This is a genomic window from Desulfitobacterium dehalogenans ATCC 51507 (genome assembly GCF_000243155.2).
Lineage (GTDB): Bacteria > Bacillota > Desulfitobacteriia > Desulfitobacteriales > Desulfitobacteriaceae > Desulfitobacterium > Desulfitobacterium dehalogenans.
Genome location: NC_018017.1, coordinates 2,799,960 through 2,823,503 on the forward strand (window position 1 = coordinate 2,799,960; position 23,544 = coordinate 2,823,503).

Consider the following 23,544-nt stretch of genomic DNA (forward strand, 5'->3'; position numbering starts at 1 on the left):
GCTTTAAAACCATTATACTTTTGCTTTTTAAAAAAATGAACTACTAAATAAAAGGATTAATAAAAAATTTATATTTATAATAATTAAAAATTGTAATCTGTCCCGAAATATCTTCTCCTCAGGAAATCATTAAATTTTGACACGCAATTTAGCAAAATGAAATCAAAGCATAAAAACAAAAAACCCTTGATTCCTCAAGGGTTTCGACATTTTCATTATGGTGCGGTCGAGAGGACTTGAACCTCCATGAGCGTACACTCACTAGAACCTGAATCTAGCGCGTCTGCCAGTTCCGCCACGACCGCGTAACAATGTATATTATATGAAAGCTGAACCTACTTGTCAATAGAATAATTTTGAATCTATTTATGAAAGTTTTCCTTACTACGAAATTATATATACAAAATTAACTTTTACACTAAGAGCTTGTACACTTCTCTTCCCCCATATGCACACATTAAATAGAGGGCAGGCAGGGAGTGAGTAAAATGATGGTCGATGGGTTCTACGCAAATAAAAATATTGCTCGATTTTTGTTGACATTGAGGCCGAAAAGCCACTGGAAGATCACAGCTATGAGTCCAGGATATGGAGCAAAGGATATAGAGAAGCTATGGTTACTGTTAAAAACTATATTGGGGATCTGATAGGTACAAAAAAACCCTATCCGCTGATAGGGCTAAAATATCAATTATTAATTACTTTGCTGTAAGGTAATATTCATTGAGAAGTTTATCCAGTTTTTGACTTAAATCGACAACCTCAGGGTCAGTAAGAGGCTTTCTCTTACCTAATTGATTAAGCTCTTTTCTCATATCCTCAATGAGCTTAAGCAATTGATGGTTCCACATAGATTTGACTCCCTTTCTATTGATAACAGACTAAAACAGACTAACAAATCTATTTTACTGAATCTATCCCGATTAATCCATAAGACATTTCGTCGAATAAAGAAAAATATCGAGACTACTCCCACCTCATTACTATCTAGTAATAATTATATCCTGTTTTGCCTTCTCTTTTATCTCCTCGTAGATATGCTTTAAGGGTTTCCCTGTTAGTTGAGCAAGCCGGCGACAATCCTCGTACTCCGGACTCACAGTGCAGGCCCTCCCCTCCCAAAAAGCCACCTTTACTTGCGCTGAGCCGTACTTCGTTTCAATTGTAAGAAGCTCATAAGGAAGCATGTATTTCTTTATAGGATAAACCCGTAATCCAATAGTGGTCGTCTCTTCAAAAAGAATCCTGCGAATTTCCTCCAGTTTATGATAAGGAGTTTGCACAGTCAAAAGTACGGCTGGACGGTTTTTCTTCATTTGGATATCCTGGATATAGACATCCATGGCTCCCCCTTGGAAAAGCTTTTCAAAGAGATAATCGTAAAGCTCAGGATTCATATCGTCGATATTTACTTCCAGGGTTAAAGCCTCCCCTACCCGAATCCCTTCATGTTGACTATCCTCATTGGCCAGCTCTCCCACAGTCAGCCTTAATAGGTTAGGGATAATTAAATCTTTCGTTCCCGCCCCGTAACCGATTCTCTCCACTTTAATCTTCGGAAATGGACCAAAATCCTGACAATAAGCTGTGACTATGGCAGCTCCGGTGGGGGTGGCTAATTCTCCCTCAACATCTTGAGAATAAATCGGGACTCCGGTCAATAATTCCAAAGTCGCGGGGGCAGGTACAGGTAACAGCCCATGTGCAGCCTTGACAAAGCCTTTCCCCACATGAATTGGCGAAGAGAACACCTTTTCAACTCCCAAACGCCAAAAACCTATTACGGCTCCGACAATATCCACGATAGCATCGACTGCTCCGACTTCATGAAAATGAATCTGTTCTATGTCGGTTCCATGGATTTTAGCTTCAGCTTTCCCTAAGCGGGTGAATATCTCCAGGCTTCTGTCTTTGACTTGGGCAGGCAAAACACTTCTGCCGATGATCTCCCGAATATCCGACAGATTGCGGTGGACATGGCCTTCTAAGGAGTGAACATGGACTTGGGTACCGCTGATTCCCTGTTTAATTACTTTCTGCTCATACAGTTCATACTCGTCCAAATCCAGACCTGCTAAATCTCTTTGTAAAAGATTAAAATCTAATCCTGCATCAACGAGGGCGCCTAGAAGCATATCCCCGCTGATACCAGAAAAACAATCCAAATAAGCTGCTTTCATATCAATTCTCCTTAACAAAGATCTTGCAAATTATTTTAGGCTGCTCTATACTAGGGCAGGCTAATGAATCTCAATTCCTTACTTACTCGGTCGAATCCTCCATGTATCTTTTTTGTTAAATAAAGAGGGGTGTTCAAAACCATGAATGTTGCCTTTTTCTTAATACCTAAGCAAGATGTAATTTACCTTAAAGTCAATTCTACCATGCGTCAGGCCATAGAGAAAATGGAGTTCCATCGCTACTCAGCCATTCCCCTTATTGATGATCAGGGTCACTACCTCGGTACGATTACCGAAGGGGATCTCTTGTGGAAGCTCAAAAATACTCCCGGTCTTGACTTTCAAAACACCCATACCATTCGACTTACAGAGATTGAACAACATATTCAAAACTATCCGGTTTCCATCAACTCCCGTATGGAAGACCTTATCTCACGAGCTGTTGAACAGAACTTCATCCCGGTAGTGGATGACCAAAAAATCTTTATCGGCATTGTACGCCGCCGCGAAATCCTGGAATACTGCTCCAAAGCCTTAGGTATGTTGGAATCCTTATCCCTTGATGATTAGGGATGGACTTTTGTTTGCGAAAAAAAAGGATATATGCTCTTATGATGAACATACTATCCTCTCATTAATCCTGCAAAAATAATCAAAACTTATAACAAGATTAGATAAAATTGCCCCCATCCACAACCCAGGTTTGACCTGTAACAAACCCTGCATGGGCGATTAAAGAATAGGCGACTTCAGCCACATCTTCCGGAGTACATACCTTCTGTAAGGGCGTTCCCTCAGCCATCCGGGTTATATGATCCTCTTTGCCGCTCACCCATCGGGTCAAGACTACCCCTGGGGCAACCGAATTAACCCGAACTTCGGGAGCAAGGACCCTAGCCAAGGATTTATTCACACTGATCGCAGCTGCTTTGGAAGCACTGTAAGCAATGGAGCTTCCCAATCCTGTCAGACCGGCGATGGAAGTAATATTAACGATACAGCCTTTTTGCTTCTTTAAAGCTTCTGCAGCGGCACGGCAGGTATTAAAAAGTCCTTTAACATTGACGCTAAAAATTTCGTCCCAATACTCATCTTTCATGCCTTCAAGATCGGCATGTTCAACAAAATGAGTCATCCCTGCGCTATTGACAAGAATATCCAGCTGTCCAAAGTCTTGGACTACTGCATTAACCGCTTCCCGAATCTCTTGATCCTTTGCCACATTGGCTTGGTAAATCCTACAGGCTACATTGAGCTTTTTGATCTCCTCGGAAGTCTGTTCGGCATCTTCCCGGGAACGAGAATAATTAATAGCAATATTTACACCTTCTTGGGCAAGCTTTAAAGCGATTGCACGGCCAATTCCTGTAGCCCCTCCTGTGATTAAAGCTGTTTTTCCCTGTAGCATCACCGGTTCCTCCTTAACGACTATGTATTTCCGCAAGCATCCATCGTTTTCTTTCTTCAGTATAGCCCAGAAGGAGAGCACGTTCAAGATCTCAATCCTTTGAGGTATCCTTTTGCGTCAACATGGAATACTAGAGAAAAGGTTAGTGCAAAGGACTGATTTCATGGCTTCTCTGGATATGGCCCCCATCACGATAAAATCTTCAAACCTTGAATTATTAACGGGAGAAGAAGTCCAATCTTCGAACCCCGTTATTTCTTTTCCCGAATTGCTCATTGTTGAAGATCGGCTTCGGGAATCTTTCCTGAAGGCCGGTCACACCATCAAGGACTCCTGTCTCCTGCTCCTGGCCTCGGGAGGAAAACGATTGAGACCCCTTTTGACACTACAAAGTGCCCAGTGTTTTGGCCCTCTCAATTCGGCAGCACTTGATGCTGCGGTAGCCGCAGAATTAATTCATATGGCTTCTCTGATTCATGATGACGTCATCGATCACTCGGATCGGCGGCGAGGTGTCCCGACGATCAATTCTCAAGAAGGGAATCAGGTTGCAGTTTTGGCCGGGGACTATGTATTTGCCGAGGCCTTTCGCATCTTATCCAATAAACATCTCCTTACGAGTATGTCCTATCTGGTAGACGCCATCCAATCCATGTGTGATGGTGAAGTAGAGCAGGCTGAACAACGCTATAACTTAACGGTTGAACCCAGCCAATATTTTAAACGGATTGCCCAAAAGACAGGAATTCTTCTGGCAAGCTGCTGTTGCTCCGGCGCGGCCAGTGTGGGAGCATCCCAGGATGCCATCGAAGCCCTCGGTCATTATGGCATGAATCTCGGTTATGCTTATCAGATTATTGACGACATACTGGACTTCACTGGAAATCCCCAAGTAACAGGTAAACCCGTAGCCGCAGATCTGGCCAATGGTTATATTACTTTACCCGTCATCTATCTTTTAGACAAGCCCCTCTATGGACCTTGGGCTAGAGATATCCTGCAAACCCGAAATTTATCCCCTGCGGATGTTCAGAAAATTATTCAGGCTCTTATTTCCTCGGAGGCTCTGGATGAAGCCTTTGCCACCGCCTTGCATTGCGCCCAAACTGCCATTCAGGCTTTGAACTCCCTTCCCCCTTCACCATCCAAGACCTTCCTTATAAAGCTCACCCATACTATCCTTTACCGCAATTCATAGTCTACCTTTTTTTCTTAGCTGAAGACATATCCAATACAGAACCTTAACAGGCCTTCCCCCCGCCCTTATTAGCTCCTGAGTCACTTGACCGCAATCTCCGGATTTCCCTTTTTGGTCGGATAGGTACATAGCCAATAAGCCTCTGATAATAGCTTCATGGAAGTTAGGGTATTTTAAAGACCTGGCCCGATTAAGAGCAGTCTCCACGAAGAGCAGCAGCCGTTCCTGCTGCTCTTCTTTTGAACCATAATACTCCACAAAATTCAATTGGTTGGTCTTTCTATCTTCTTCAAGATCTATAAAATAATCCAAAAGAATATGTAATCCCGTAATCCATGGGAAATAGGCCTCTTTGGTCTTTTTCGCCTCGTTCTCCGTAAGCCGAGGATCATAGGCCATGCCAAAAAGGCAAAAGGTCCCCAGCGTAGATCCCGTAGCGGCTGCCAGCTCCCAGGCGGATAGTCCCGGATACTTGGTGATTACTTTATCTAACCAGGATAACATCTTCTTTTCACGCTCAGCAGGATGCAAATGTTTGGTGACTTGGAGCATCGAGTAAAGCTCTGCCAGTTCCATCATGAAAGGACGAATCACTCCGTAGGAAGGCAATTTTTGAACCCTTCTCTGACATGTCTGCACCAATTCAACTAAATAGCCCCCGTCTTCATGATAGGGGTAATAAGCATAATAGTCGGAACACTGAGTTCCTGCATCCAGAGCCTCAGTCATGGCCAGATGGAGCTGTCGAAAAGCTTGTTCATCCTGAATCTCCAGAGCATCCACCAGATTATCCAGATAATCGCTTATGGTCTGATACGCCACCACAAACTCAATAACCTCAGAAATCCTGACACCGGGATACAGGGAATAAATGCTGCCTCCTAAACAGTGGAATTCTTTGTGCGCTATACTGGACAGGGCTTGATCTCTAAGTACCCGGTCGGGACATCGACCTGCTTTCTGTTCCCAGAAGCTCAGCTGAGCCTTTACCTCCGGAAATATGGTCCTGACAAAGGAATAAATCAATTGGGGATTAGAAACTTCTTTGGCAATATCCACAAATACACTTCCTTAATGGCTTTCAAATTCTACTCTAGTCTTAGTTTAACCAGTCCTCCCTCCCCTAACCCCGCCCCAGCAGCTTTTTCGTTCTCTGCTGGGGCTACGGCAGCGACATGGGGGTCTACTCTAAAAAAACCAAAAAAGCCCAACCTCCAGGGATTGAACTATTGCTCGAAAATAGGCAATTAAACTTTGATCAATAATTCTCCTATTACAAGAAGGAATTATCTTCAATATGCCGAATTCTACCAATTAGACAAAAAATGGTATTACTGAGAGGGGATATAATGAAACTAGATAAGAAATTTGCTGTGGAGTATAAAGTTGGCATTGTATCTAGTTTATCTGCATCTATTATCTGGGTTATTCTCATTAGTCTTTGGTCATTAATTGCGGCAAATATAATTTCATTATGGCATAGTGAAGTTGTTTTGTTTTGGCAGTACCTGATTGCTGGGATTTCTATAGGAGCAATGTTAGTAGGATCCTTTCAGATCTATAAGAATAGCTCCAATAAATTCAAACCTAGATTCCCTTCTCTCTCAATGGATTATGTTTACAAAGAGATCGAAACAGAATTACACTTTAAAACGCGGGAAAATATCGCATATTCTTCAAATTATAATATATTTGCTCTAAAAGACTTAAGTGAAATGAAACGTTCTCATAACTGGACAGGTGATTATATTAGTTCACCAATTCTTGAATCGCCCCATAATCATAAAGTAGAACTATGCAAGGATGCTAGCTCGTTGACTACGGCTAAAATCATATTTGATGTACCCTTAGAAAAAAACGAACCTACAACTTTTAAGTTAAAATATGAACTAGGTGATTCATCAAAAATAATGCAACCTATTATAGGACATTTAGTAAGAAATCCAACGGAAAGAATAATATTAAGACTTTGTGTCCCTAACAACATGGTAAGAAGTGTCAAGAGATGTGTTTATGCAGATAGTTTTGCTCAAATTAATTTATCGCAACCACAAATAATACATCGTAAAATCATTGGCAATAATGATGTATATGAATGGGTAATTGATAACCCAAGCCTATTGTATTACTACAGGATAAGTTGGGAATTTAGTTGATTCTCACCTTTTTAATACAAATACATATTATGTATAAAAATGTATAACAAATAATTTGCTTGTCCATACTAAAGCATATATAATAAAGTTGAATATACTTGAAGAGGTGTTAAAAATGGATGGTGACTAGTAATAGCGCTAGGATTAGCTCAACTATTTGCAAAGTAGGTATAAGGACGTATCGCGAATCATTTATTGTAGATGTAGAGCGACACGTTCTTTTTGTTTAGGTTCACGAGAGCTGCTATTTCGGGGATCACCCCTGTCCCATAGCGAAAAAAAGCAGGCACCCACTTCACAGCTGGTTTGCCTGCTTTTTGCATATTTGATCCATCAATTTACAGTACTTAGAAAAGAAAGTGTACTACAGTTGCCTTAGGGTTAAACTTCTTAGCTTTCAACCTCTTAGCTTTCAACTTCTTTCTTTTCTTCCTTCTCTTCACCATTGGTTGCTGATTTGAATTCAGAAATTCCTCGTCCTAAAGCCTTGCCGAGCTCGGGAAGTTTACCAGGCCCGAAAAGAACCAATGCAATAATTAAAACAATGATCATTACAGTTGGGGTTACCATACCAAATGTTACTAACATAATCCTACACCTCCATAATCTAATATACCACAAGTATTTGTTTTAATAAATTCAATAGAACGTGAATAATATCGCATTCTCTTTACATTCCTTATCCTACAGGATTATGTCCACTTTTTCAATATGATTTTATTGGGTATTCTTAATGTGCACCGTGAAATTACTTTCTTGCAGCAAAAAAGAGCCTGAATTCAGACTCTCTCTCCACTATCGCTAGTGCTAAAAAGTTCTTCATATCCCCGATACAAGCTCCAAATTACATCCCAAAGCTCATCCTCAGCTTCCGTCACCCGCAGCCCCAACTCTTTCGCCTCCTGCCGTCCAATTGGATAGCCATGGGAAAAATAACCTTCCGTCAGAGCCCGGGTAACCACAGGAACGAGCTCAGGATTGTCCTTTAACATATAGCGGGATAACAGGGCTTCGGCGTATTGATGAGATGCCTTCAAGGCTTTTTCGTAATCTCCGATCAACCAAGGGTCAAGTTTATTGATCATAGGAGTTATGATGCCGGTAACCAGTTCAGGGTTGGGATTATCTTCGATGGAGCGCTGAAGATAATCGATGCAATAACGAATCGCCTGAACAGGAACCCATAGGTCCTTATAAAGAGGATGCTTAATCAGCGGATCAATGGGCCCCAGCTCCGAGACGGGTCCCATAACAACTTCATCTGCTCCAAGGACTAACATGGATGCTGCAGATTTGGCTACAAAGGGGACGATTACGCCAAATTCGTTGCAGAACTCACGAATCAGCATGACAACCTTATAGGGGGTGTCTACTGCTCCACCATAACTGTGCAAGAGTAAATCAATTTTCTCTGTATGCCCGATTGCTTTGAGCTGCTCGTATAAGGGGACAAGAATGCTATCATCGAGGGGCGTATAAGCGAAGTATACTAGGACCTTTGAGCCTCTTAATTTCTCCAGACTGTCTAAATAGTGAAGTCGTTCATCCTTATCCATAGAATACCCCCATGCAGACGAAATTATATACCATATTATTCCATTGCAAAGAGGGCTGTGACTGTATTTCTTACAGTATCCAAATTGATTAGCTGATTAAACAGGCCCATCTGCCCTAATCCCAGAGCACCCTCATCAAAAAGCCGCCGGTCCGAGGACCGGCGGCTTAATTCGGTTGATGGCGTTGGATTAATCCGGCAGATTATAGTCCACCCTGGATGGGTCATGACAGGATAGGCAATAGCTCTTTCCGCCCAAACCTTGTTTTTCATGACATTGATAACATTGCTTTTGGGGATTTTGATTATTTATAACCGCAAATCCATGACCCTTTTCCCCGCTGATCCACTCTTCTTTAGGAATTGAGGCATGGGGGTTATTGGGATCGTGTCCTTGAGAAACAAAAATTATGGTAATCAAGGCCACGAATAAACCTATGGATATGATCATGCGAATAATTTTCTTACCTTCCATCCGTTTAATCCTTTCTCAACAATTTAGCCCAAGGATTTAAATACATCCCTGGCTTGTTCTAAGGTATAGTCAATATCTTCATCAGTATGAGCGGAAGAAAGGAATACCGCTTCATATTGACTGGGAGCTAAGTAGACCCCTCGCTCCAGCATTCCTCTGAAGAATGACCCAAAAAGTTCAACATCAGAAGAGCAGGCACTCTTAAAGTCCACGACAGGTTGATTGGTAAAGAACGCAGAGAACATGGCTCCGACGGAGTTGACCCAAATGGGGAACCCTAATTCTTGGGCAATGGACTTCAAGCCTTCAGCTAAGCGGGTGGTTTTCTCTTCGAGTCCCTCATAGACCCCGTCCTGCTGCAAGAGCCTTAAGGTGATGAGTCCTGCCGCCATGGCTAACGGGTTGCCGGATAAGGTTCCCGCTTGATAAATAGGACCGCTGGGAGCTACCTGCTCCATGTACTTTCTTTTTCCGCCATAGGCTGCTACAGGCAGACCTCCTCCAATAATTTTACCTAGGCAGGTCAAATCCGGGTCGATTTGGAAGCGGCCCTGTGCCCCTCCATAACTAACCCGGAAGCCGGTCATCACCTCATCAAAGATAAGTAAGCTGCCATATTCCCGGGTCAGTGAGCGCAAGCCCTCCAAAAAACCCGGTTGAGGTAAAACAACTCCCATATTCCCGGTAACCGGCTCGACGATTACTCCGGCAATATCTTCCCCACATTGCTCAAAAATCTCTTTTAGACCTTCCAGGTCGTTAAATTGAGCAACGATAGTTTCTGAAGCGATAGGGGAGGGTACACCCGGAGAAGTAGGGACCCCAAAGGTCAATGCTCCACTTCCCGCTTTGATCAGCAAGGAATCTCCATGGCCGTGATAACACCCTTCAAACTTAACAATTTTGTTACGTCCCGTCACTCCCCGTGCTAAACGCAGCGCACTCATGGTTGCCTCAGTTCCGGAGCTGACCATACGGACCATTTCCATAGAAGGGAAGGCTTTAAGCACTTCTTCAGCACATTCTGTTTCGATCTCAGTGGGCGCTCCATAACTGGTTCCTCGCTCTGCGGCAGCCTTAATAGCATCGACTACCGCCGGGTGAGCATGACCAAGAATCAGCGGCCCCCAGGACAGAACGTAGTCCAGATAGGAATTGCCATCAATATCCCATAGACGCGCGCCCTGTCCCTTGGCAATAAATATTGGCTCTCGCCCTACGGATTTAAAAGCCCTTACCGGAGAGTTGACTCCACCTGGAAGGACGCCATTGGCCCGGACAAAAGCTTCCTTACTTCGTTGATCCTGAAAACTCAAGATTAAACCCTCCTAATCGTCTTCTTCCATATAGTATTGCATACTGCTCTTTTTTAACTCTTTAATACTAAAGAGCATGGCATAGTCTTTGATTCCCGTTGCTTGAGCGATCTTGGCCATCACCTCACCGCATTCCTCCTGGGAACGGGCATGGATCATGGTAAAGAGATTATATGGCCAATCTTTGAGGGTAGGTCTTTGATAACAATGACTCACTTCTCGGAAGGATGCCATAATTTTGCCGAGTGATTCGGCTTTTTCCTCGGGGACCTGCCAAACCCCCATGGCATTGGCGGTAAATCCGGCTTTTTGATGACGGAGAACAGCTCCAAAACGCCTAATCACCTGGTTGTTAACCAGATGCTGAGTCTGTTTAAGAACCCGCTCCTCCTGCCAAGCCAGCTTTTCGGCAATCTCTGCATAGGGAGTTAAGGACTCAGGGATATTCCCCTGCAGTTCCCGTATGATTAATTTATCAGCTTCATCCACCGGGTAGGGTTCTAACTTTTGAGAACCCCGTGGATTAGCTGATGAACACTCATATTCTTCTAAATTGCGGCTATCCTCTTCCTGATCTTCCGGACTAAAGTCAAAATCCACACTGATTTTAAATAGACGGAGAGCCGGCAGAGAATACACCTCTTCCGTGCCAATGATCCCTTTGATGGTGGTTAGAACCTTTTCCACTTCCTTCTGGGAAGTGGCGATAAGGGTAAACCAAATATTATAATCATGATTACGCAAATAATTATGAGTCACTCCGGGAATATCCATAAGCAGATCGGCTAGAATCTGAATCTTATCCTCGGGCACTTTAGCCGCGCACAAGGTACTTTTATATCCCAAACGATGGGAATCAAAGACTCCACCTAAGCGCCGGATAATTCCCTCTTGGCGAAAGGATTGTATTCTTTCCCAGGCTTCATCCTCTGTGCTTCCGGTAAGGCCGGCTAAAGTCTCGTAGGGACGTGATGTAATGGGAAAATCCGTTTGAACAATATTCAGCAGAGCCCGGTCAAGAGCATCCATTTATTTTCCCCCCTTACGCCCGTGATAAAGGCACCAGGGCTCCTCTGCCATAAAATCTCCTTCTTCATAATAAGCAGCCCGGGCCCGGCAGCCGCCGCAGATGGTTTTATAACCGCAGATACCGCAGCCCCCTTTATAATCCAAAGTACGCAATTCGTTCAGAACTGGGTGAGTCTTCCAAAGCTCATCAAAGGGTGTCTCCCGGACATCCCCTAAGGGGATATTGAGGTAGGCACAAGGCTGTACCTGCCCCTTTGGACTGATAATGCAGTAGGAGGTACCGGCCAGGCATCCCCGTCCGAAACGGGTCTTAACACCCATCTGCTTGGCAATCCGCATAAACTGCGGAGCGCAGGTCGGCTTAAGCTCTATATCAACCTCTTGCTGCTTTTTCATGATACGGGTCAGGGCATCTTCATATTCCTCAGCCCGCAGGGACTCTTCTTCAATGGATACAGCCCGCCCAGTGGGAACCAGGAAAAAGAAATGATGGGCTACCGCCCCCTCAGCTACAGCAAAATCCGTAATGGCTTCCAGCTCATCCCGATTCCAATCCATGACTGTGGTATGAATCTGAAAAGGAAGTCCCACTTCCCGGCAATTACGCATGCCCTGCACTGCCTCTTCCCAGGCTCTGGGATACTTGCGAAACTGATTATGCTTTTCAATATGCAGGGAATCCAAGGAAATTCCCATCCCCATGGCCCCTGCTTCTTTCAAGCGGCGAGCCATATCCACAGTAATCAGAGTCCCATTGGTTCCGAAAACCGGGCGCAAGCCCAAGGAGGTGGCATGAGCTACCAATTCCACGATATCCGGGCGCAGGAGAGGCTCTCCGCCGCTAAAAATCATAATTTTAAATCCGGCCTTAGCAATCTGTTCAAGGAGTGTCTTGGCTTCGGCAGTGCTCAGCTCTTCTTCAGCCTTGCAGCCGGCATCACGGTAGCAATGATCACAATACATATTGCAGGCATTAGTGGTATTCCAAGATACAATCATGATTGTTCCTCCTTTATCCAGCGTGCTGCATCTAAGGCGTGGTAAGTAATAATGAGATCCGCTCCGGCTCGTTTCATGCTGACCAGGCTCTCCATGACCACCCGTTTTTCATCAATCCAGCCCTTTTCTGCAGCCGCTTTGACCATGGCGTACTCGCCACTGACATTATAAGCGGCTATGGGCAGCCCGAATTGCTCCTTGGTCCGATACGTGATATCCCCATAGGCCAGAGCAGGCTTGATGATAAGCATATCAGCCCCCTCCTGGATATCAAGGTCGGTCTCAAGCATGGCTTCATTGCCATTGGCAGGGTCCATCTGATAAGTGCGACGGTCCCCGAATTGGGGGGTCGAACCGGCAGCCTCACGAAAGGGTCCATAGAAAGCAGAGGCGAATTTAGCCGCATAGGACATAATTGGAAGTTGAGTATAGCCTGCTTCATCCAAAGCTTCCCGGATCGCCCCTACCCGGCCATCCATCATATCTGAGGGTGCCACCATATCCGCTCCGGCTTCAGCGTGGGAAACCGCCGTCTGAGCCAGCAATTTCAGGGTAGGATCATTGAGAACCTGCCCATCCTGAATGACTCCGCAATGTCCATGGTCCGTGTATTCACAGAGGCAAACGTCGGTAATCACATAAAGATCCGGATAATGTTTTTTCGTCAAGCGTACCGCTTCCTGGACAATGCCGTGGCGGTCATAGGCACCGGTTCCTATTTCATCCTTGGACTCAGGTAGTCCAAAGAGTAAAACTGCAGGAATTCCAGCCTCCACTACATCCTTTAAGGCCACGACATACTCATCCAAAGAGTAGTTATAAACTCCAGGCATAGAGGAAACGGGGATCTTTTTCTTCTCCCCAAACATAACAAACATGGGATAGATCAGATCCTCAACCCGGACATGATGCTCCCGGACCATCTTGCGTATGGTTTCACTGCTTCTTAATCTTCGGGGACGTCTGATGAGTTGCATTGTACATTCCTCCTCCATTTCCTTATACTATTCCGATCTCCTCATCGGTTAAGTAGCAGGCTGGGTCGGATTCCCAGAAATCTCCGGTGACGGCTTCCGCACGAGTGCGGAAATTGCCATTACAGTTATTCAAGTATTGACACCGGGCACAACGGCCTTTGAGAAGAGGCTTACGATCCTTTAACCCCGCCAGGATAGGGTGGGTCTGGTCCGTCCATATATCCCCAAATTTTCGTTCCCGCACATTGCCGAAAGTGATATGTTGGGTAAATTGATCCGGATGCACATATCCCAAGGGATCCACTTCCCCGAAGGCAATCCCGGAGCGATTCCCTCCATTCATGCTGATCAGTTCCTTGATCTTTTGTGCCTTCTCAGGATCCTCCTTTAAGGTACGCAGGTAAAGATAGACTCCATCACAGTGATTATCCACCGTTAAAATCTCCTTTTGGAGTCCCCGTTCTTCAAAATCTATGGTACGCCGGATGATGGTTTCCATGGCCTGCCTGGACTGCTCAGGTGTGACATCCTCTGCAATCATTTGGTTGCCCCGTCCGGAATAGACCAAGTGATAGAAGCAAACCCGATCGATATTTTCTTCTTCAATAAAATCAAAGATCTTATCCAGCTCCGCATAGTTATGACTATTAATAGTAAAACGGAGTCCTACTCGCTGCCCCACGGCAACACAGTTCTGAATGCCCTCCATAGCGGCTTGAAAAGCCCCCTCCTTGCCGCGGAATTTATCATTGACTTCCCGTAAACCATCTAAAGATATTCCTACATAGCCCACCCCAATGTTTTTTATGCGTTGAGCCACTTCTCTTGTGATCAAGGTTCCATTGGTGGAGAGGGTGGGGCGAATCCCCTTGGCGGCGGCGTATTCAGCCAGCTCAAAAAAGTCTGGACGAATTAATGGCTCTCCTCCTGAGAAAAGCAGTACCGGCACTTTAAAATCGGCTAAATCATCAATAAAGCGCTTGGCCTCTTCTGTAGTCAATTCTCCTTGATATTTCTGGGCATCGGATTCCATATAACAATGGGCACATTTCAAATTGCAGGTTCGTGTCGAGTTCCATACCACCACCGGCCCTGACCCGGAAGTGGTTCCGTGCATGGACCCTTTTGACCCTTTGCTGTAGCGCAGAGAGTCTCCAAAGTATTCTGTATTAAAAAGCAATTTCGTTAAACTGATCATTCCTTGTTCCCCCCTGCCAGTGTCTCAAGAAGCCCCTTAATGGTATACTGCTTCGCTTCCCGGTAAATGCTCAGCCCGCACTCTTGAGCTGTTTTGCTGGTAATGGGACCGATAGAATAGAGTTTAACCCCCTCTAAAAGGCTTTGCTTGCCATCAATTAATTGCAAGAAATTGCGCACTGTTGAAGAACTGGTAAAGGTAACAGCCGCTACTGCCTTCTCTTCTAAAAGTTTTAGGAGTTCTTCCTTATTGGCGTTCCCCAAAACCGTGCGGTAGGTAGGAACATCCCAGATGTCCGCCCCTAAAGCTTTCAGGGATTCGGGCAGAATATCCCGGGCTTCCTCGGCCCGGGCCAAGAGCACACTTTGACCGGGCAGAACCCGGCTGGCCAAACCTTCGATTATTTTTTCCGCTCTATATTCTTCAGGAACAAAGGAAACCTTCAGACATCGCTTTTCCAAAGCATCTCTGGTAGCCGGACCGATAGCGACGACGTCCATACCGGCCAAGTCACGAATGTCCCTTCCTTGCTCCATGAGAACTTTGAAGAATTCTTCTACTCCGTTGACACTGGTAAAGATGACCCATTCAAACCGTTTCAGATTCTTGATGGCGTGAATCAACCGATTGGGATCACTGGGAGGAACGATTTCGATCGCAGGAAACTCCCAAGGCTCTCCGCCCAGATCCTCAATGCCTTGGGATAAGGCACTGGCTTGATGCCTTGCTCTGGTCACAATAACCCTCTGACCGAAGAGGGGTCTCTTTTCGAACCATTGCAGCTTCTCCCTCAGTTGAACAACCTCTCCCACGATAATGATGGAGGGATTGGTGAAGCCTTCTTCCTTTACCAATTGAGCAATATTATGTAGTTCACCTACAAGCACCCGTTGTTCCGGCCGGGTCCCCCATTGGATAATTCCTACGGGAGTAGAAGGCGAACGGCCATTTTCTATGAGTTTGGAGGAGATCAAGGACAGGTTTTCCATACCCATCAAAAAGATTAATGTCCCGTGAGCAGTAGCTAAATGTTCCCAGGCCAAAGCCGAACTGTTTTTAGTGGGGTCTTCATGACCGGTTATGACGGCAAAGGAAGAGGTTAAATCCCGATGAGTCACAGGAATACCGGCATAGGCAGGTACAGAAATCGCCGAAGTAACACCGGGAACAACCTCAAAGGGAATCCCTGCCTTAAGAAGATCCTCTGCTTCCTCTCCACCGCGCCCAAAAACAAAAGGGTCTCCCCCTTTTAAACGAGTAACTATTTTTCCTTCCAAACCCTTCTGGACCAGGAGAGCATTGATTTCCTCTTGGCGCAGTGTATGTCGATCGGGGGATTTCCCTACATAAATAAGCTCGCAATCAGGACGGGCTAAGGTCAAAAGCCGGCGTGAAGCCAGGCGGTCGTAGATAAGCACATCAGCCTTGGCGATGCACTCCGCCCCCTTCACAGTAATGAGTTTCGGATCTCCGGGCCCAGCACCGACCAAATATACATATCCTTTGTCCAAATCAGAACACTCCTATCCTTGATGTTGCGTATTATCGAAGGTTGTGCGAATCTCCTGAAGGATCTCCATCGCTCCTTGAGCAATAAGCTTATCGGCAGCTTTCCTGCCCAACTCTTCAGGGTTATCTCCCGACAGAGAGACCTTCAAGATGCGTTGACCGTCCAAAGAAGCGACCATTCCTTTCAGAACAATCTGTTGACCCTCGGTCACAGCCCATGCCCCTATGGGAATCTGACAGCCTCCTTCCAGCCGGTAGAGGAGAGTCCGTTCTGCTTTGACAGCTCTTTCTGTATCTTGGTGGTTCAGCAGGTCAAGCATTTCCCGAACCTCAGCCCGATGAGAAGCAATTTCCACAGCAATGGCTCCTTGGCCTACTGCCGAGAGCATAATCTCTTCAGAGATATATTCTGTGATCCGTTCTTCCCATCCTAAGCGTTTCACCCCTGCCGCCGCCAGAACAATTCCTGCCATATTGGACTCCTGCAGTTTCCGCCAACGAGTCTGAAGGTTGCCGCGCAAGTCCGCAAAAACCAAATCCGAACGATAATTCTGTAACTGAGCTTTACGCCTTAAGCTGCTGGTACCGATGACTGAACCTGCAGGTAATTCCGCTAAAGGTGTGCCGTCTTTACTTAGAAAAACATCCCGCGGCTCTTCTCTCTCGCAAAAAGCGGCGATTTCCAATCCTTGAGGCAAGACTGTGGGAAGGTCTTTGAGGCTATGAACAGCACAATCGATTTCCCCGTTGAGAAGGCCCACTTCTAACTCTTTAGTAAAAAGACCCTTGTCACCGATTTTCGCAAGAGGAACGTCAAGTATCTTATCCCCCTTCGTTTTCATGGGGACAAGGACAAACTCACCTTCAGGGTAATGCTCCTCCAGTTTCCCTTTTACCCATTCAGCTTGCCAAAGGGCCAACTGACTATCCCGTGTACCTATTTTAATGCTTCGCATGTGCTCCCCCTTAACCTTGGTTAGAATGATGACTGGCTGCATGATGGACACTCCATCCTGCATGAGGCGAAATTTCATTAACATCTAAATCAAACAAATTTTGAAGTATTTCCGAATAAAGATGGCCTTGACTGGTATTAGCTGCTTCCTTCAGGTTGGTAATAGGAGCATGCAAAAGATGAGTCACAATGGAGTTAGCCATGGACCGAATAATTTTCTCCTGTTTCTCATCAATCGAACCCAATTTATTCAAGGTATTTTTCAGCATAATCTCGCGGATCTCTTCCCCACGGCGCTGCAAAGCCACAATGGTGGGAACCACAAATAAGGAATTATGCCACTTCACGAAGCGCCCCATCTCTTCTTCGAGAATTTTTTCGGCCTGTATGGCTGCACCCTCCCGAGCTTTTTGATGGGCATCCACTACTCCTCGCAAATCGTCAATGTCAAACAAAGTAACACCTTCTAATTCTCCAACATTGGGATGAATATCCCGGGGTACGGCGATATCAATAAGCAATAAGGATTGATTATTGCGTTGTTTCATAATCCGCCGCATGCGCTCCGGTTGGATGACAAAATGAGTGGCGGCCGTTGCCGAAATGACAATATCTGCTTCTGCCAAGGCTGAGTCCAATTCTTCATAAGGGATAGCTTTTCCTGAGAACTCTTGTGCTAAAGCTTGGGCACGCTGCAAGGAACGATTGGAAACCAATACGGCATCCGCTCCGCTGGCCACCAGATGCTTTGCAGTCAGAGCACTCATCTCTCCTGCCCCTAAAATCAAAATACTCTTGCCTCGCACATCCCCAAAGGTTTGTCTGGCAAGTTCCACCGCTGTGTAGGAAACCGAAGTAGGATGCTGGTCAATTTGTGTCTCGGAACGGACTCGCTTTCCTACAGCCAAAGCATTTTGAAAAATAGCATGAATAATTTTATTGCTTAAATTAAGCTGTGATGATTTTTCGTAGGCATCCGCCACCTGACCCAAGATTTGGGTCTCACCCATAACCATGGAATCCAAGCCGGACACGACACGAAAAAGATGCCGTACGGAATCATAAAGGGTATGCACATAAAGATATTGATTAATATCTTCTTCTTGAAGCTTCCCATGCCCCGCCAGAAATTTCTTAATCGCACTGACTCCCAATTCAACCTCAGGAGTGGCTGCATAAATCTCTAAACGATTACAGGTACTTAATAGCACTACCCCATTTAAGGCGGATAGAGTATTCAATTCCATTAAGGCTTTATCAATCTCCGAAGGATGAAAGCTGACTTTCTCACGAATCTCTACTGGAGCCGTCTTGTGGTTCAACCCAATAGTGATTGGAAACACTTCTGCATTACTCCCTTCGCCTCGTCTAGCCGACCGTCTTTTATCAGCTCAAAGACCTCTCCATCCGTAACCTGATTCCAAAACGTTTCCTTCTGCTCCGCTGTCAGCTGGGCTTTCACATCTTTACGCCAGCTTCTCAGTAAGGTCAAATAATCTTTATAGGCCTCCCCGTAGTGCTCTTCCAGCTCGGTCCGGATCTGGCGGGCTACAATGGGGCTGCTCCCTCCCGTAGAGACAGCAATGCTTAAATCTCCACGCTCTAATAGTGAGGGGACAATAAAAGTACATTTCTCCGGATCATCCACCACATTGATCAGGCGAAAAGATTCCCGGGCATTTCTGGCTACAGCGCTGTTAACCTCCTCGATTTCGGTACAGGAAAATACCAACACCTCATCCTGTAAATCATCGGCAGAGTACTCTTTTTTCTTCCATAAACATCGGACATCATCCACCAGTTTCAGTAGCTCCGGGTGAAGTTCAGGTGATACGATACGAACGACAGCACCATGCTCCAGCAGGGTTTTCACTTTTCGCCAAGCAACCATTCCCCCGCCCACAACCAAAACCGGTTTATTCTGCATCTCAACATAAATGGGGTAATAATGTGACACTTGCAGCCCCCGCTTCCTTTTATAACCCTTATCCTCTGTGAGGATAAAAAACTCGAATAATTCTAATCACATCTTACAACGAAAACCCCAACTAAAAAAGAATCAATTTTTTATGGGACGATTAAGTGTTTTTATGAACAAGCTCTTCTTTAGGCGTAAGAATGTAAACCTGGGAGCAAGTAGTTCACTCCAAAGAAGGTAAACAACACGGCTGCAAAACCAATGATGGCCATCCAAGCCGCCCGTTTCCCCTTCCACCCATACATCAGCCGGGCATGGAGATAAGCTGCATAAATAATCCAAGTGATGAGGGACCAGGTTTCTTTGGGGTCCCAGGACCAATAGGTGCCCCAGGCATAGTTAGCCCAAATAGCACCGGTAACGATACATAGGGTCAACATAGGGAAGGCAAAGCCAATCATTTTGTAAGCCAGCTCATCCAGAACATTTTCGTGGGGGAAACGGTTGAGCCAGGTTTCCTTTTCGTTGGAATGGGCATTGGTTTTGAGCAAGTACATTAATCCCAGACCGAAAGATATGGCGAAGGCCCCATAGGCCAGCATAGCAGTGAACACATGGAAGGTTAACCACTGACTTTTCAGGGCCGGTGGAATAGCTCCCGCTACTCTTTCTGAAGGACCCATTTTCATGATGATAAACATAAGCAATAAGAAGGGTACCGGCATGACAAAACTGCCCAGAGGTTTAATCTTATAGCGGAACTCTGCAAATAAAAAGATGATGACAATTCCCCAACAGAAGGTAAGGATAAATTCATAACCATTGCTTAAAGGCGGCCTTTGCGTAACCACCCAGCGCAAAATGATCGCCCCGGTATTAGCAATTAATCCGATGATGGCAGCAAATGTACCCAGATGGTTGATAAAGTCCTTTTTAGCGGCCATCCCGATCCAATAAAGAATGGTACTTCCTATGTAAGCTCCAACCATAATATAAAATAATATGACTTCCCAATTTTCCACGGATCCACCCAACGATATCGACTCCTTTACCTAAAATTATCATTTATTCCCTTATTTCAGCTGCAATACGGTCGAATTCCTCTTTTACTCCCATGTTAAGCTTTCCGGTGTAAGCTCCTAAAACCAAGGACGGCTTTTGAGTATCAAGATCAGGCTCCAAAATGCCTGCTATACGGACAGGCCGCCAATAGAAGGATAAGAGCAATCCCACCATTAAAAGAGCGCACCCAAGCCAAACAACCCATACTCCGGGATCCGCTTTAACCTGTAATCCTGTGAATGCCGTGGCTTTGTCAAAGGTTATCGTATAGGCATCCTGGATATTCGCCGATTCTCCTGGAATGAGCTGTCCCATTTCCAACTGCTTGTTCTCATCAAAAACCTGGTAAAGGATCACGGATTCTTGAGGCCCCGCCTTCATGGCTGCAAGAACAAGGTAAAGATTGGTTCCTGGTGCATTAAAATACCCGCCCCCATTCTGGAGTGCCACAGGGAAGGTCTTTCCATCCATTTCCACAGTAAATAAAGCTCCCGGCGCATAGCTGGTTTGATAAAAGGTTATGCCTTTATAAGTTAAGGGATGATTCACAGAGATGGATTGGCGGTGAACTTCTGTTCCTGATTCAATGATACTGAGATCAGTATACCAGTTATCCCTCTCTCCGTTGGCGAGTATTCTATCTTCCACCGAGTTAATCTTAACCATAAAGTTCTCTTTCACTTGACCTTTATAAATGTCAATCTCTTGAATGGGAATCACACTTCCCTCACCGGCCATCATATAGCCTTTAAAGCCGGAGATGGATCCAATTAGCGCTCCAATGATTAAGATCACAAAAGAAATATGAGTAATGAAGGAGCCCCAATTGCCCATACGATGCTTTTGTGCTGTAAAGCTCCATTTCCCCTCGTTAGCTGACTCTGTAATACGAAAGCCTTTCTTCTTAAGTACTTCTTGAGTTCTTTTCTTTAAAACATCTTCATTCTCTCCAGATAGTTTGGCACTGATCTTCTGAGGTATACCTGAATTATCTTTGGGAGCCTTGGGATGAAATGTTAACTTATAGATTCCCCCAAAACGCTGTACACTACACACAATAAGATTAATACAGAGTAGGCCCAATAAAAATTGAAACCAAGGTGAAGAATAAATCCTGGTAAATCCTAAGGTTCTCCAAATCTCAGCAACAGCACGCGCTCCCTCCGGATCGAGAGATTCCTGTGGTATAAGGGTTCCAATGCCCGAGACCAGAGCAACGACTCCGAGTAATACCAGTCCAGTTTTCATTGAGCTGAAAATGTCCCAAATTTTTTCAATCAATCCATCAGACCTATTGCTCATAATACCCTCCAGTATTGATTTTGGAATTATTCAAAGGTTTATTTTATGTATTATTTTACTATATATTCTGAGGTTATCCTAGGTTGAAAGTCTGTTTCACAGAAAAATCACGATTCTTTTAGAGTTTTCATAGGATTTGGTAAGGGTTTATTAAGGGTTGAAAAAGAATTTATTAAGAATTCCCGAACAAGTTACAAAAAGTACAAAAGGTGACAAAAAATAACTCCTTTTATTATATTAAAGAATACCTATAAAAAAGAAGGCAAAGCTCTACATCCGTCTCCGAGCTTTGCCTCCCTATTATCTCCTAATCTACGGATTCTAAACTACATTAAAATGCCATTCCAAATGGGCACGGCTGCAAAGATAACCACGTAGCGAAGAACAAATCCGCCCAGAACAACCAAAGCGTCGCTGAGAAGGAGAACATTGACTAATCCTTGACCTTGCTCTAAGGCTACGGTATTTCCGCTTCCCGCTGCCGCATGAAGAGCATGACCGGTATGAGCAGATCTACCAAGCTTTTTGACTGCAAAAGCCGAAATAAGAAGGGGCACGACCAGTCCCAGTACCACAAGGAAAAGCCAGAACCAAAGAGCCAGCTCACCGGAAATTGCTTTGGCGGCAGAAGCAGCTTTCACTGCGCCACCGGCATTAGCCATGCTAAAGATAAAGGCTACAAGAACAATTTCAATGCTGACAAGATAGAAGTGAAGTTTGGAAACCTTGTACTCATCGGAATGTACGCCTTTATCAATGATATTGCTGACCAATACAGTAATGGAAAGACCTGTAGAAAAAGCAGAAACAACGAATAATACCGGCATAACATAGGTATTCCAGAAAGGAATCGCCTCAACCACTGCAACAAGCAAACCTGTGTAAGCACAAGTTGAGAAAGCCAGGAGTGCTCCAACATGTTCTAAAACGCCGGGAATCTCTTTTTTCTTCCAAACGAAGAAAGCAACCAATAACCCAACACAGATGAAGAGAGCAAGAATATACACACCCCAGGTCATGACTGAGGAAAAGTTCCTCAAAAGACCAATGAGCAGCCAGGGTTTCTTTAATCCTTGGCCCAAGTCAAATACTAAAAGCAATGTACCAAAGGCTACGATGGGAGCAGCCATGAAGTATCCTGCACGTTTCAAAGCAGGTGAATTTCCCAACCAACCTCTCCCGGCAGCATAAGAAGTGAGGTATGCTCCGGCACCTAAACCACCTAAAAAGAGATATATAACGATTAACCATCCCCAATGAAGCTCCATGTTTTTTCCTCCTCCTTATTCCTTAAGCTTTCGGGATAATCACTAATGAAGGATTAGTGATACTGGCTGATGGAAGACCATTGACTTCCGGAGCTACAGCACCGGGAGTATTTCTCAGCTCTGTAATATCCCCATAGGTCAATGCACCGGTCGGACATGAGGATACACAAGCAGGTTTACCCCCTTGGTCCTGAATCTCAGCACAAAAACCGCATTTCGTGACTGCTCCGGTACCGGACTTAACAAACTGCGGTGCATGATAAGGACAGGCATAGAGGCAATAAGCACAGCCCACACATTTCTTCGTATTATGAGCGACGATACCGTCTTTATCCCGTTTTGTGTACGCTTTTACAGGGCATACCGTCATACAGGCCGGATCGGCACAGTGGTTACAACTCATCGAGAGATATACCTTATTGCTTGCCGGCTCAGCTACATACACTTTCCGCCATTCAGCACCCGGCTCCCAATTGTTCGTTTCTTTACATGCTTTGGCACACAACTTACAATTAATACATTTCGTTTGATCATACTTAAACCCTAATTGCTTGGATTCACCCGACTCCGTCCCTGCGGCTTTAACACTCGTTTCTTTTAAGCTTCCCATCGGAACACCAACAGCGACAGCAGCCGCGGTTAAAGCCCCGATTTTTAAAGCCGTACGACGTGTTAGTTTTACATCGAGCTTTGACACATGGAACAACCCCTTTCTCTAATTCCCTCTAGTACTTACCCATTTTTTCACACAAGAAGCCTCGACATATAATATCTATTTATTAGTTCATAAAGGTCTACTTGCTTCTTGTCTTCGTAATAAAGAATACCATAGAAATTATTTATTGCAAAGTATTAGCTTTCGGTAATTTCTGCATTCTGATCATTATTTCACTAAAAATTCATAATTGCCTACCCATTAATTTCATTATCTTACATAAAGAAGCCTTCTGTCCCCAGGCACGGGACCTTAGCAGATATGCCCGAAGTTCCAATATACATACAAAAAGACCGAAATTCATTAGCTCCAAACTAACTTCTT

23 protein-coding genes and 1 tRNA gene are annotated in these 23,544 nt (G+C 44.9%); 3 read left to right on the forward strand and 21 right to left on the reverse strand.

Annotated elements, in window-relative coordinates:
* Positions 1-218: 218 nt before the first annotated feature.
* From DESDE_RS13485 to larC, 3 genes are all read right to left on the reverse strand, one after another.
* Positions 219-305: transfer RNA gene (locus DESDE_RS13485), tRNA-Leu, on the reverse strand.
* 393 nt (positions 306-698) lie between these two features.
* Positions 699-851 (reverse strand): aspartyl-phosphate phosphatase Spo0E family protein, encoded by a 153-nt coding sequence (locus tag DESDE_RS13490; protein ID WP_014794570.1) that lies wholly within the window; start codon positions 849-851, stop codon positions 699-701.
* A 132-nt stretch (positions 852-983) separates the two neighbouring features.
* Positions 984-2,180 carry a nickel pincer cofactor biosynthesis protein LarC gene (gene larC / locus DESDE_RS13495; protein WP_014794571.1) on the reverse strand — a complete coding sequence of 399 codons (1,197 nt, stop codon included), beginning with the start codon at positions 2,178-2,180 and terminating at the stop codon, positions 984-986.
* 141 nt (positions 2,181-2,321) lie between these two features.
* On the opposite strand from larC, the gene DESDE_RS13500 reads away from it, so the two are divergent.
* A complete protein-coding gene (locus tag DESDE_RS13500; protein WP_014794572.1) occupies positions 2,322-2,750 on the forward strand; it encodes a CBS domain-containing protein in 429 nt (142 codons plus the stop codon).
* A gap of 100 nt (positions 2,751-2,850) precedes the next feature.
* On the opposite strand, the gene DESDE_RS13505 is transcribed toward DESDE_RS13500, so the two are convergent.
* On the reverse strand, positions 2,851-3,588 hold the full coding sequence (locus DESDE_RS13505) for an SDR family NAD(P)-dependent oxidoreductase (RefSeq protein WP_014794573.1): 738 nt from the start codon (positions 3,586-3,588) through the stop codon (positions 2,851-2,853).
* Positions 3,589-3,751: 163 nt separating this feature from the next.
* Between DESDE_RS13505 and DESDE_RS13510 the strand changes: the two genes are divergently transcribed.
* Positions 3,752-4,786: a polyprenyl synthetase family protein gene (locus DESDE_RS13510; RefSeq protein ID WP_014794574.1), complete on the forward strand. Its 1,035-nt coding sequence runs from the start codon at positions 3,752-3,754 to the stop codon at positions 4,784-4,786.
* Here DESDE_RS13510 and DESDE_RS13515 read toward each other — a convergent pair.
* The gene (locus DESDE_RS13515; protein ID WP_014794575.1) at positions 4,781-5,845 is read right to left on the reverse strand and encodes a tetraprenyl-beta-curcumene synthase family protein; all 1,065 of its coding nucleotides are present in this window, start codon (positions 5,843-5,845) and stop codon (positions 4,781-4,783) included. The two genes, DESDE_RS13510 and DESDE_RS13515, sit on opposite strands and share 6 nt — an antisense overlap.
* A 290-nt stretch (positions 5,846-6,135) precedes the next feature.
* Here DESDE_RS13515 and DESDE_RS13520 point away from each other — a divergent pair, with 290 nt between their 5' ends.
* Positions 6,136-6,942, forward strand: a complete 807-nt coding sequence (locus DESDE_RS13520) for a hypothetical protein (RefSeq protein ID WP_014794576.1) — start codon at positions 6,136-6,138, stop codon at positions 6,940-6,942.
* Between the two features lie 405 nt (positions 6,943-7,347).
* Here DESDE_RS13520 and tatA read toward each other — a convergent pair whose 3' ends face one another.
* The 16 genes from tatA to DESDE_RS13600 form a co-directional block, all read right to left on the reverse strand.
* Positions 7,348-7,530 carry a twin-arginine translocase TatA/TatE family subunit gene (gene tatA / locus DESDE_RS13525; RefSeq protein ID WP_014794577.1) on the reverse strand — a complete coding sequence of 61 codons (183 nt, stop codon included), beginning with the start codon at positions 7,528-7,530 and terminating at the stop codon, positions 7,348-7,350.
* Positions 7,531-7,721: 191 nt separating this feature from the next.
* A complete protein-coding gene (locus tag DESDE_RS13530) occupies positions 7,722-8,498 on the reverse strand; it encodes an SDH family Clp fold serine proteinase (protein WP_014794578.1) in 777 nt (258 codons plus the stop codon).
* 189 nt (positions 8,499-8,687) lie between these two features.
* On the reverse strand, positions 8,688-8,972 hold the full coding sequence (locus tag DESDE_RS13535; RefSeq protein WP_014794579.1) for a hypothetical protein: 285 nt from the start codon (positions 8,970-8,972) through the stop codon (positions 8,688-8,690).
* 23 nt (positions 8,973-8,995) lie between these two features.
* The gene (hemL, locus tag DESDE_RS13540; RefSeq protein WP_014794580.1) at positions 8,996-10,288 is read right to left on the reverse strand and encodes a glutamate-1-semialdehyde 2,1-aminomutase; all 1,293 of its coding nucleotides are present in this window, start codon (positions 10,286-10,288) and stop codon (positions 8,996-8,998) included.
* A 12-nt stretch (positions 10,289-10,300) separates the two neighbouring features.
* Positions 10,301-11,317: a siroheme decarboxylase subunit beta gene (gene ahbB, locus DESDE_RS13545; protein ID WP_014794581.1), complete on the reverse strand. Its 1,017-nt coding sequence runs from the start codon at positions 11,315-11,317 to the stop codon at positions 10,301-10,303.
* Positions 11,318-12,316 (reverse strand): putative heme d1 biosynthesis radical SAM protein NirJ2, encoded by a 999-nt coding sequence (nirJ2, locus tag DESDE_RS13550; RefSeq protein ID WP_014794582.1) that lies wholly within the window; start codon positions 12,314-12,316, stop codon positions 11,318-11,320. It lies immediately after the preceding gene.
* The gene (gene hemB / locus DESDE_RS13555) at positions 12,313-13,293 is read right to left on the reverse strand and encodes a porphobilinogen synthase (protein ID WP_014794583.1); all 981 of its coding nucleotides are present in this window, start codon (positions 13,291-13,293) and stop codon (positions 12,313-12,315) included. The genes nirJ2 and hemB overlap by 4 nt, the downstream gene beginning before the upstream one ends.
* A 22-nt stretch (positions 13,294-13,315) precedes the next feature.
* Entirely contained in the window at positions 13,316-14,491 is a 1,176-nt protein-coding gene (gene nirJ1 / locus DESDE_RS13560; RefSeq protein WP_014794584.1) for a putative heme d1 biosynthesis radical SAM protein NirJ1, read from the reverse strand.
* Entirely contained in the window at positions 14,488-16,002 is a 1,515-nt protein-coding gene (gene cobA / locus DESDE_RS13565; protein ID WP_014794585.1) for a uroporphyrinogen-III C-methyltransferase, read from the reverse strand. Before cobA ends, nirJ1 begins: the two co-directional genes overlap by 4 nt.
* A gap of 12 nt (positions 16,003-16,014) precedes the next feature.
* Positions 16,015-16,956: a hydroxymethylbilane synthase gene (gene hemC / locus DESDE_RS13570; RefSeq protein WP_041917403.1), complete on the reverse strand. Its 942-nt coding sequence runs from the start codon at positions 16,954-16,956 to the stop codon at positions 16,015-16,017.
* A 10-nt stretch (positions 16,957-16,966) separates the two neighbouring features.
* The gene (hemA, locus tag DESDE_RS13575) at positions 16,967-18,298 is read right to left on the reverse strand and encodes a glutamyl-tRNA reductase (protein ID WP_014794587.1); all 1,332 of its coding nucleotides are present in this window, start codon (positions 18,296-18,298) and stop codon (positions 16,967-16,969) included.
* A complete protein-coding gene (locus DESDE_RS13580; RefSeq protein WP_014794588.1) occupies positions 18,274-18,912 on the reverse strand; it encodes a precorrin-2 dehydrogenase/sirohydrochlorin ferrochelatase family protein in 639 nt (212 codons plus the stop codon). The genes hemA and DESDE_RS13580 overlap by 25 nt, the downstream gene beginning before the upstream one ends.
* A 149-nt stretch (positions 18,913-19,061) precedes the next feature.
* Positions 19,062-19,907 carry a c-type cytochrome biogenesis protein CcsB gene (ccsB, locus tag DESDE_RS13585; protein ID WP_014794589.1) on the reverse strand — a complete coding sequence of 282 codons (846 nt, stop codon included), beginning with the start codon at positions 19,905-19,907 and terminating at the stop codon, positions 19,062-19,064.
* A gap of 31 nt (positions 19,908-19,938) precedes the next feature.
* A complete protein-coding gene (gene resB / locus DESDE_RS13590; RefSeq protein ID WP_014794590.1) occupies positions 19,939-21,237 on the reverse strand; it encodes a cytochrome c biogenesis protein ResB in 1,299 nt (432 codons plus the stop codon).
* Between the two features lie 326 nt (positions 21,238-21,563).
* Positions 21,564-22,505 (reverse strand): NrfD/PsrC family molybdoenzyme membrane anchor subunit, encoded by a 942-nt coding sequence (gene nrfD / locus DESDE_RS13595; protein ID WP_014794591.1) that lies wholly within the window; start codon positions 22,503-22,505, stop codon positions 21,564-21,566.
* Between the two features lie 22 nt (positions 22,506-22,527).
* Complete coding sequence (locus DESDE_RS13600; RefSeq protein WP_019850863.1) at positions 22,528-23,202, reverse strand: 4Fe-4S dicluster domain-containing protein; 675 nt, start codon at positions 23,200-23,202, stop codon at positions 22,528-22,530.
* Between the last annotated feature and the right edge of the window lie 342 nt (positions 23,203-23,544).

Coding starts and splice junctions, on each gene's coding strand:
- DESDE_RS13490 (WP_014794570.1), bottom strand. CDS start 851: ATGTGGAACCATCAATTGCTTAAGCTCATTGAGGATATGAGAAAAGAG.
- larC (WP_014794571.1), bottom strand. CDS start 2,180: ATGAAAGCAGCTTATTTGGATTGTTTTTCTGGTATCAGCGGGGATATG.
- DESDE_RS13500 (WP_014794572.1), top strand. CDS start 2,322: ATGAATGTTGCCTTTTTCTTAATACCTAAGCAAGATGTAATTTACCTT.
- DESDE_RS13505 (WP_014794573.1), bottom strand. CDS start 3,588: ATGCTACAGGGAAAAACAGCTTTAATCACAGGAGGGGCTACAGGAATT.
- DESDE_RS13510 (WP_014794574.1), top strand. CDS start 3,752: ATGGCTTCTCTGGATATGGCCCCCATCACGATAAAATCTTCAAACCTT.
- DESDE_RS13520 (WP_014794576.1), top strand. CDS start 6,136: ATGAAACTAGATAAGAAATTTGCTGTGGAGTATAAAGTTGGCATTGTA.
- tatA (WP_014794577.1), bottom strand. CDS start 7,530: ATGTTAGTAACATTTGGTATGGTAACCCCAACTGTAATGATCATTGTT.
- DESDE_RS13530 (WP_014794578.1), bottom strand. CDS start 8,498: ATGGATAAGGATGAACGACTTCACTATTTAGACAGTCTGGAGAAATTA.
- DESDE_RS13535 (WP_014794579.1), bottom strand. CDS start 8,972: ATGGAAGGTAAGAAAATTATTCGCATGATCATATCCATAGGTTTATTC.
- ahbB (WP_014794581.1), bottom strand. CDS start 11,317: ATGGATGCTCTTGACCGGGCTCTGCTGAATATTGTTCAAACGGATTTT.
- nirJ2 (WP_014794582.1), bottom strand. CDS start 12,316: ATGATTGTATCTTGGAATACCACTAATGCCTGCAATATGTATTGTGAT.
- hemB (WP_014794583.1), bottom strand. CDS start 13,293: ATGCAACTCATCAGACGTCCCCGAAGATTAAGAAGCAGTGAAACCATA.
- nirJ1 (WP_014794584.1), bottom strand. CDS start 14,491: ATGATCAGTTTAACGAAATTGCTTTTTAATACAGAATACTTTGGAGAC.
- hemC (WP_041917403.1), bottom strand. CDS start 16,956: ATGCGAAGCATTAAAATAGGTACACGGGATAGTCAGTTGGCCCTTTGG.
- resB (WP_014794590.1), bottom strand. CDS start 21,237: ATGAGCAATAGGTCTGATGGATTGATTGAAAAAATTTGGGACATTTTC.
- nrfD (WP_014794591.1), bottom strand. CDS start 22,505: ATGGAGCTTCATTGGGGATGGTTAATCGTTATATATCTCTTTTTAGGT.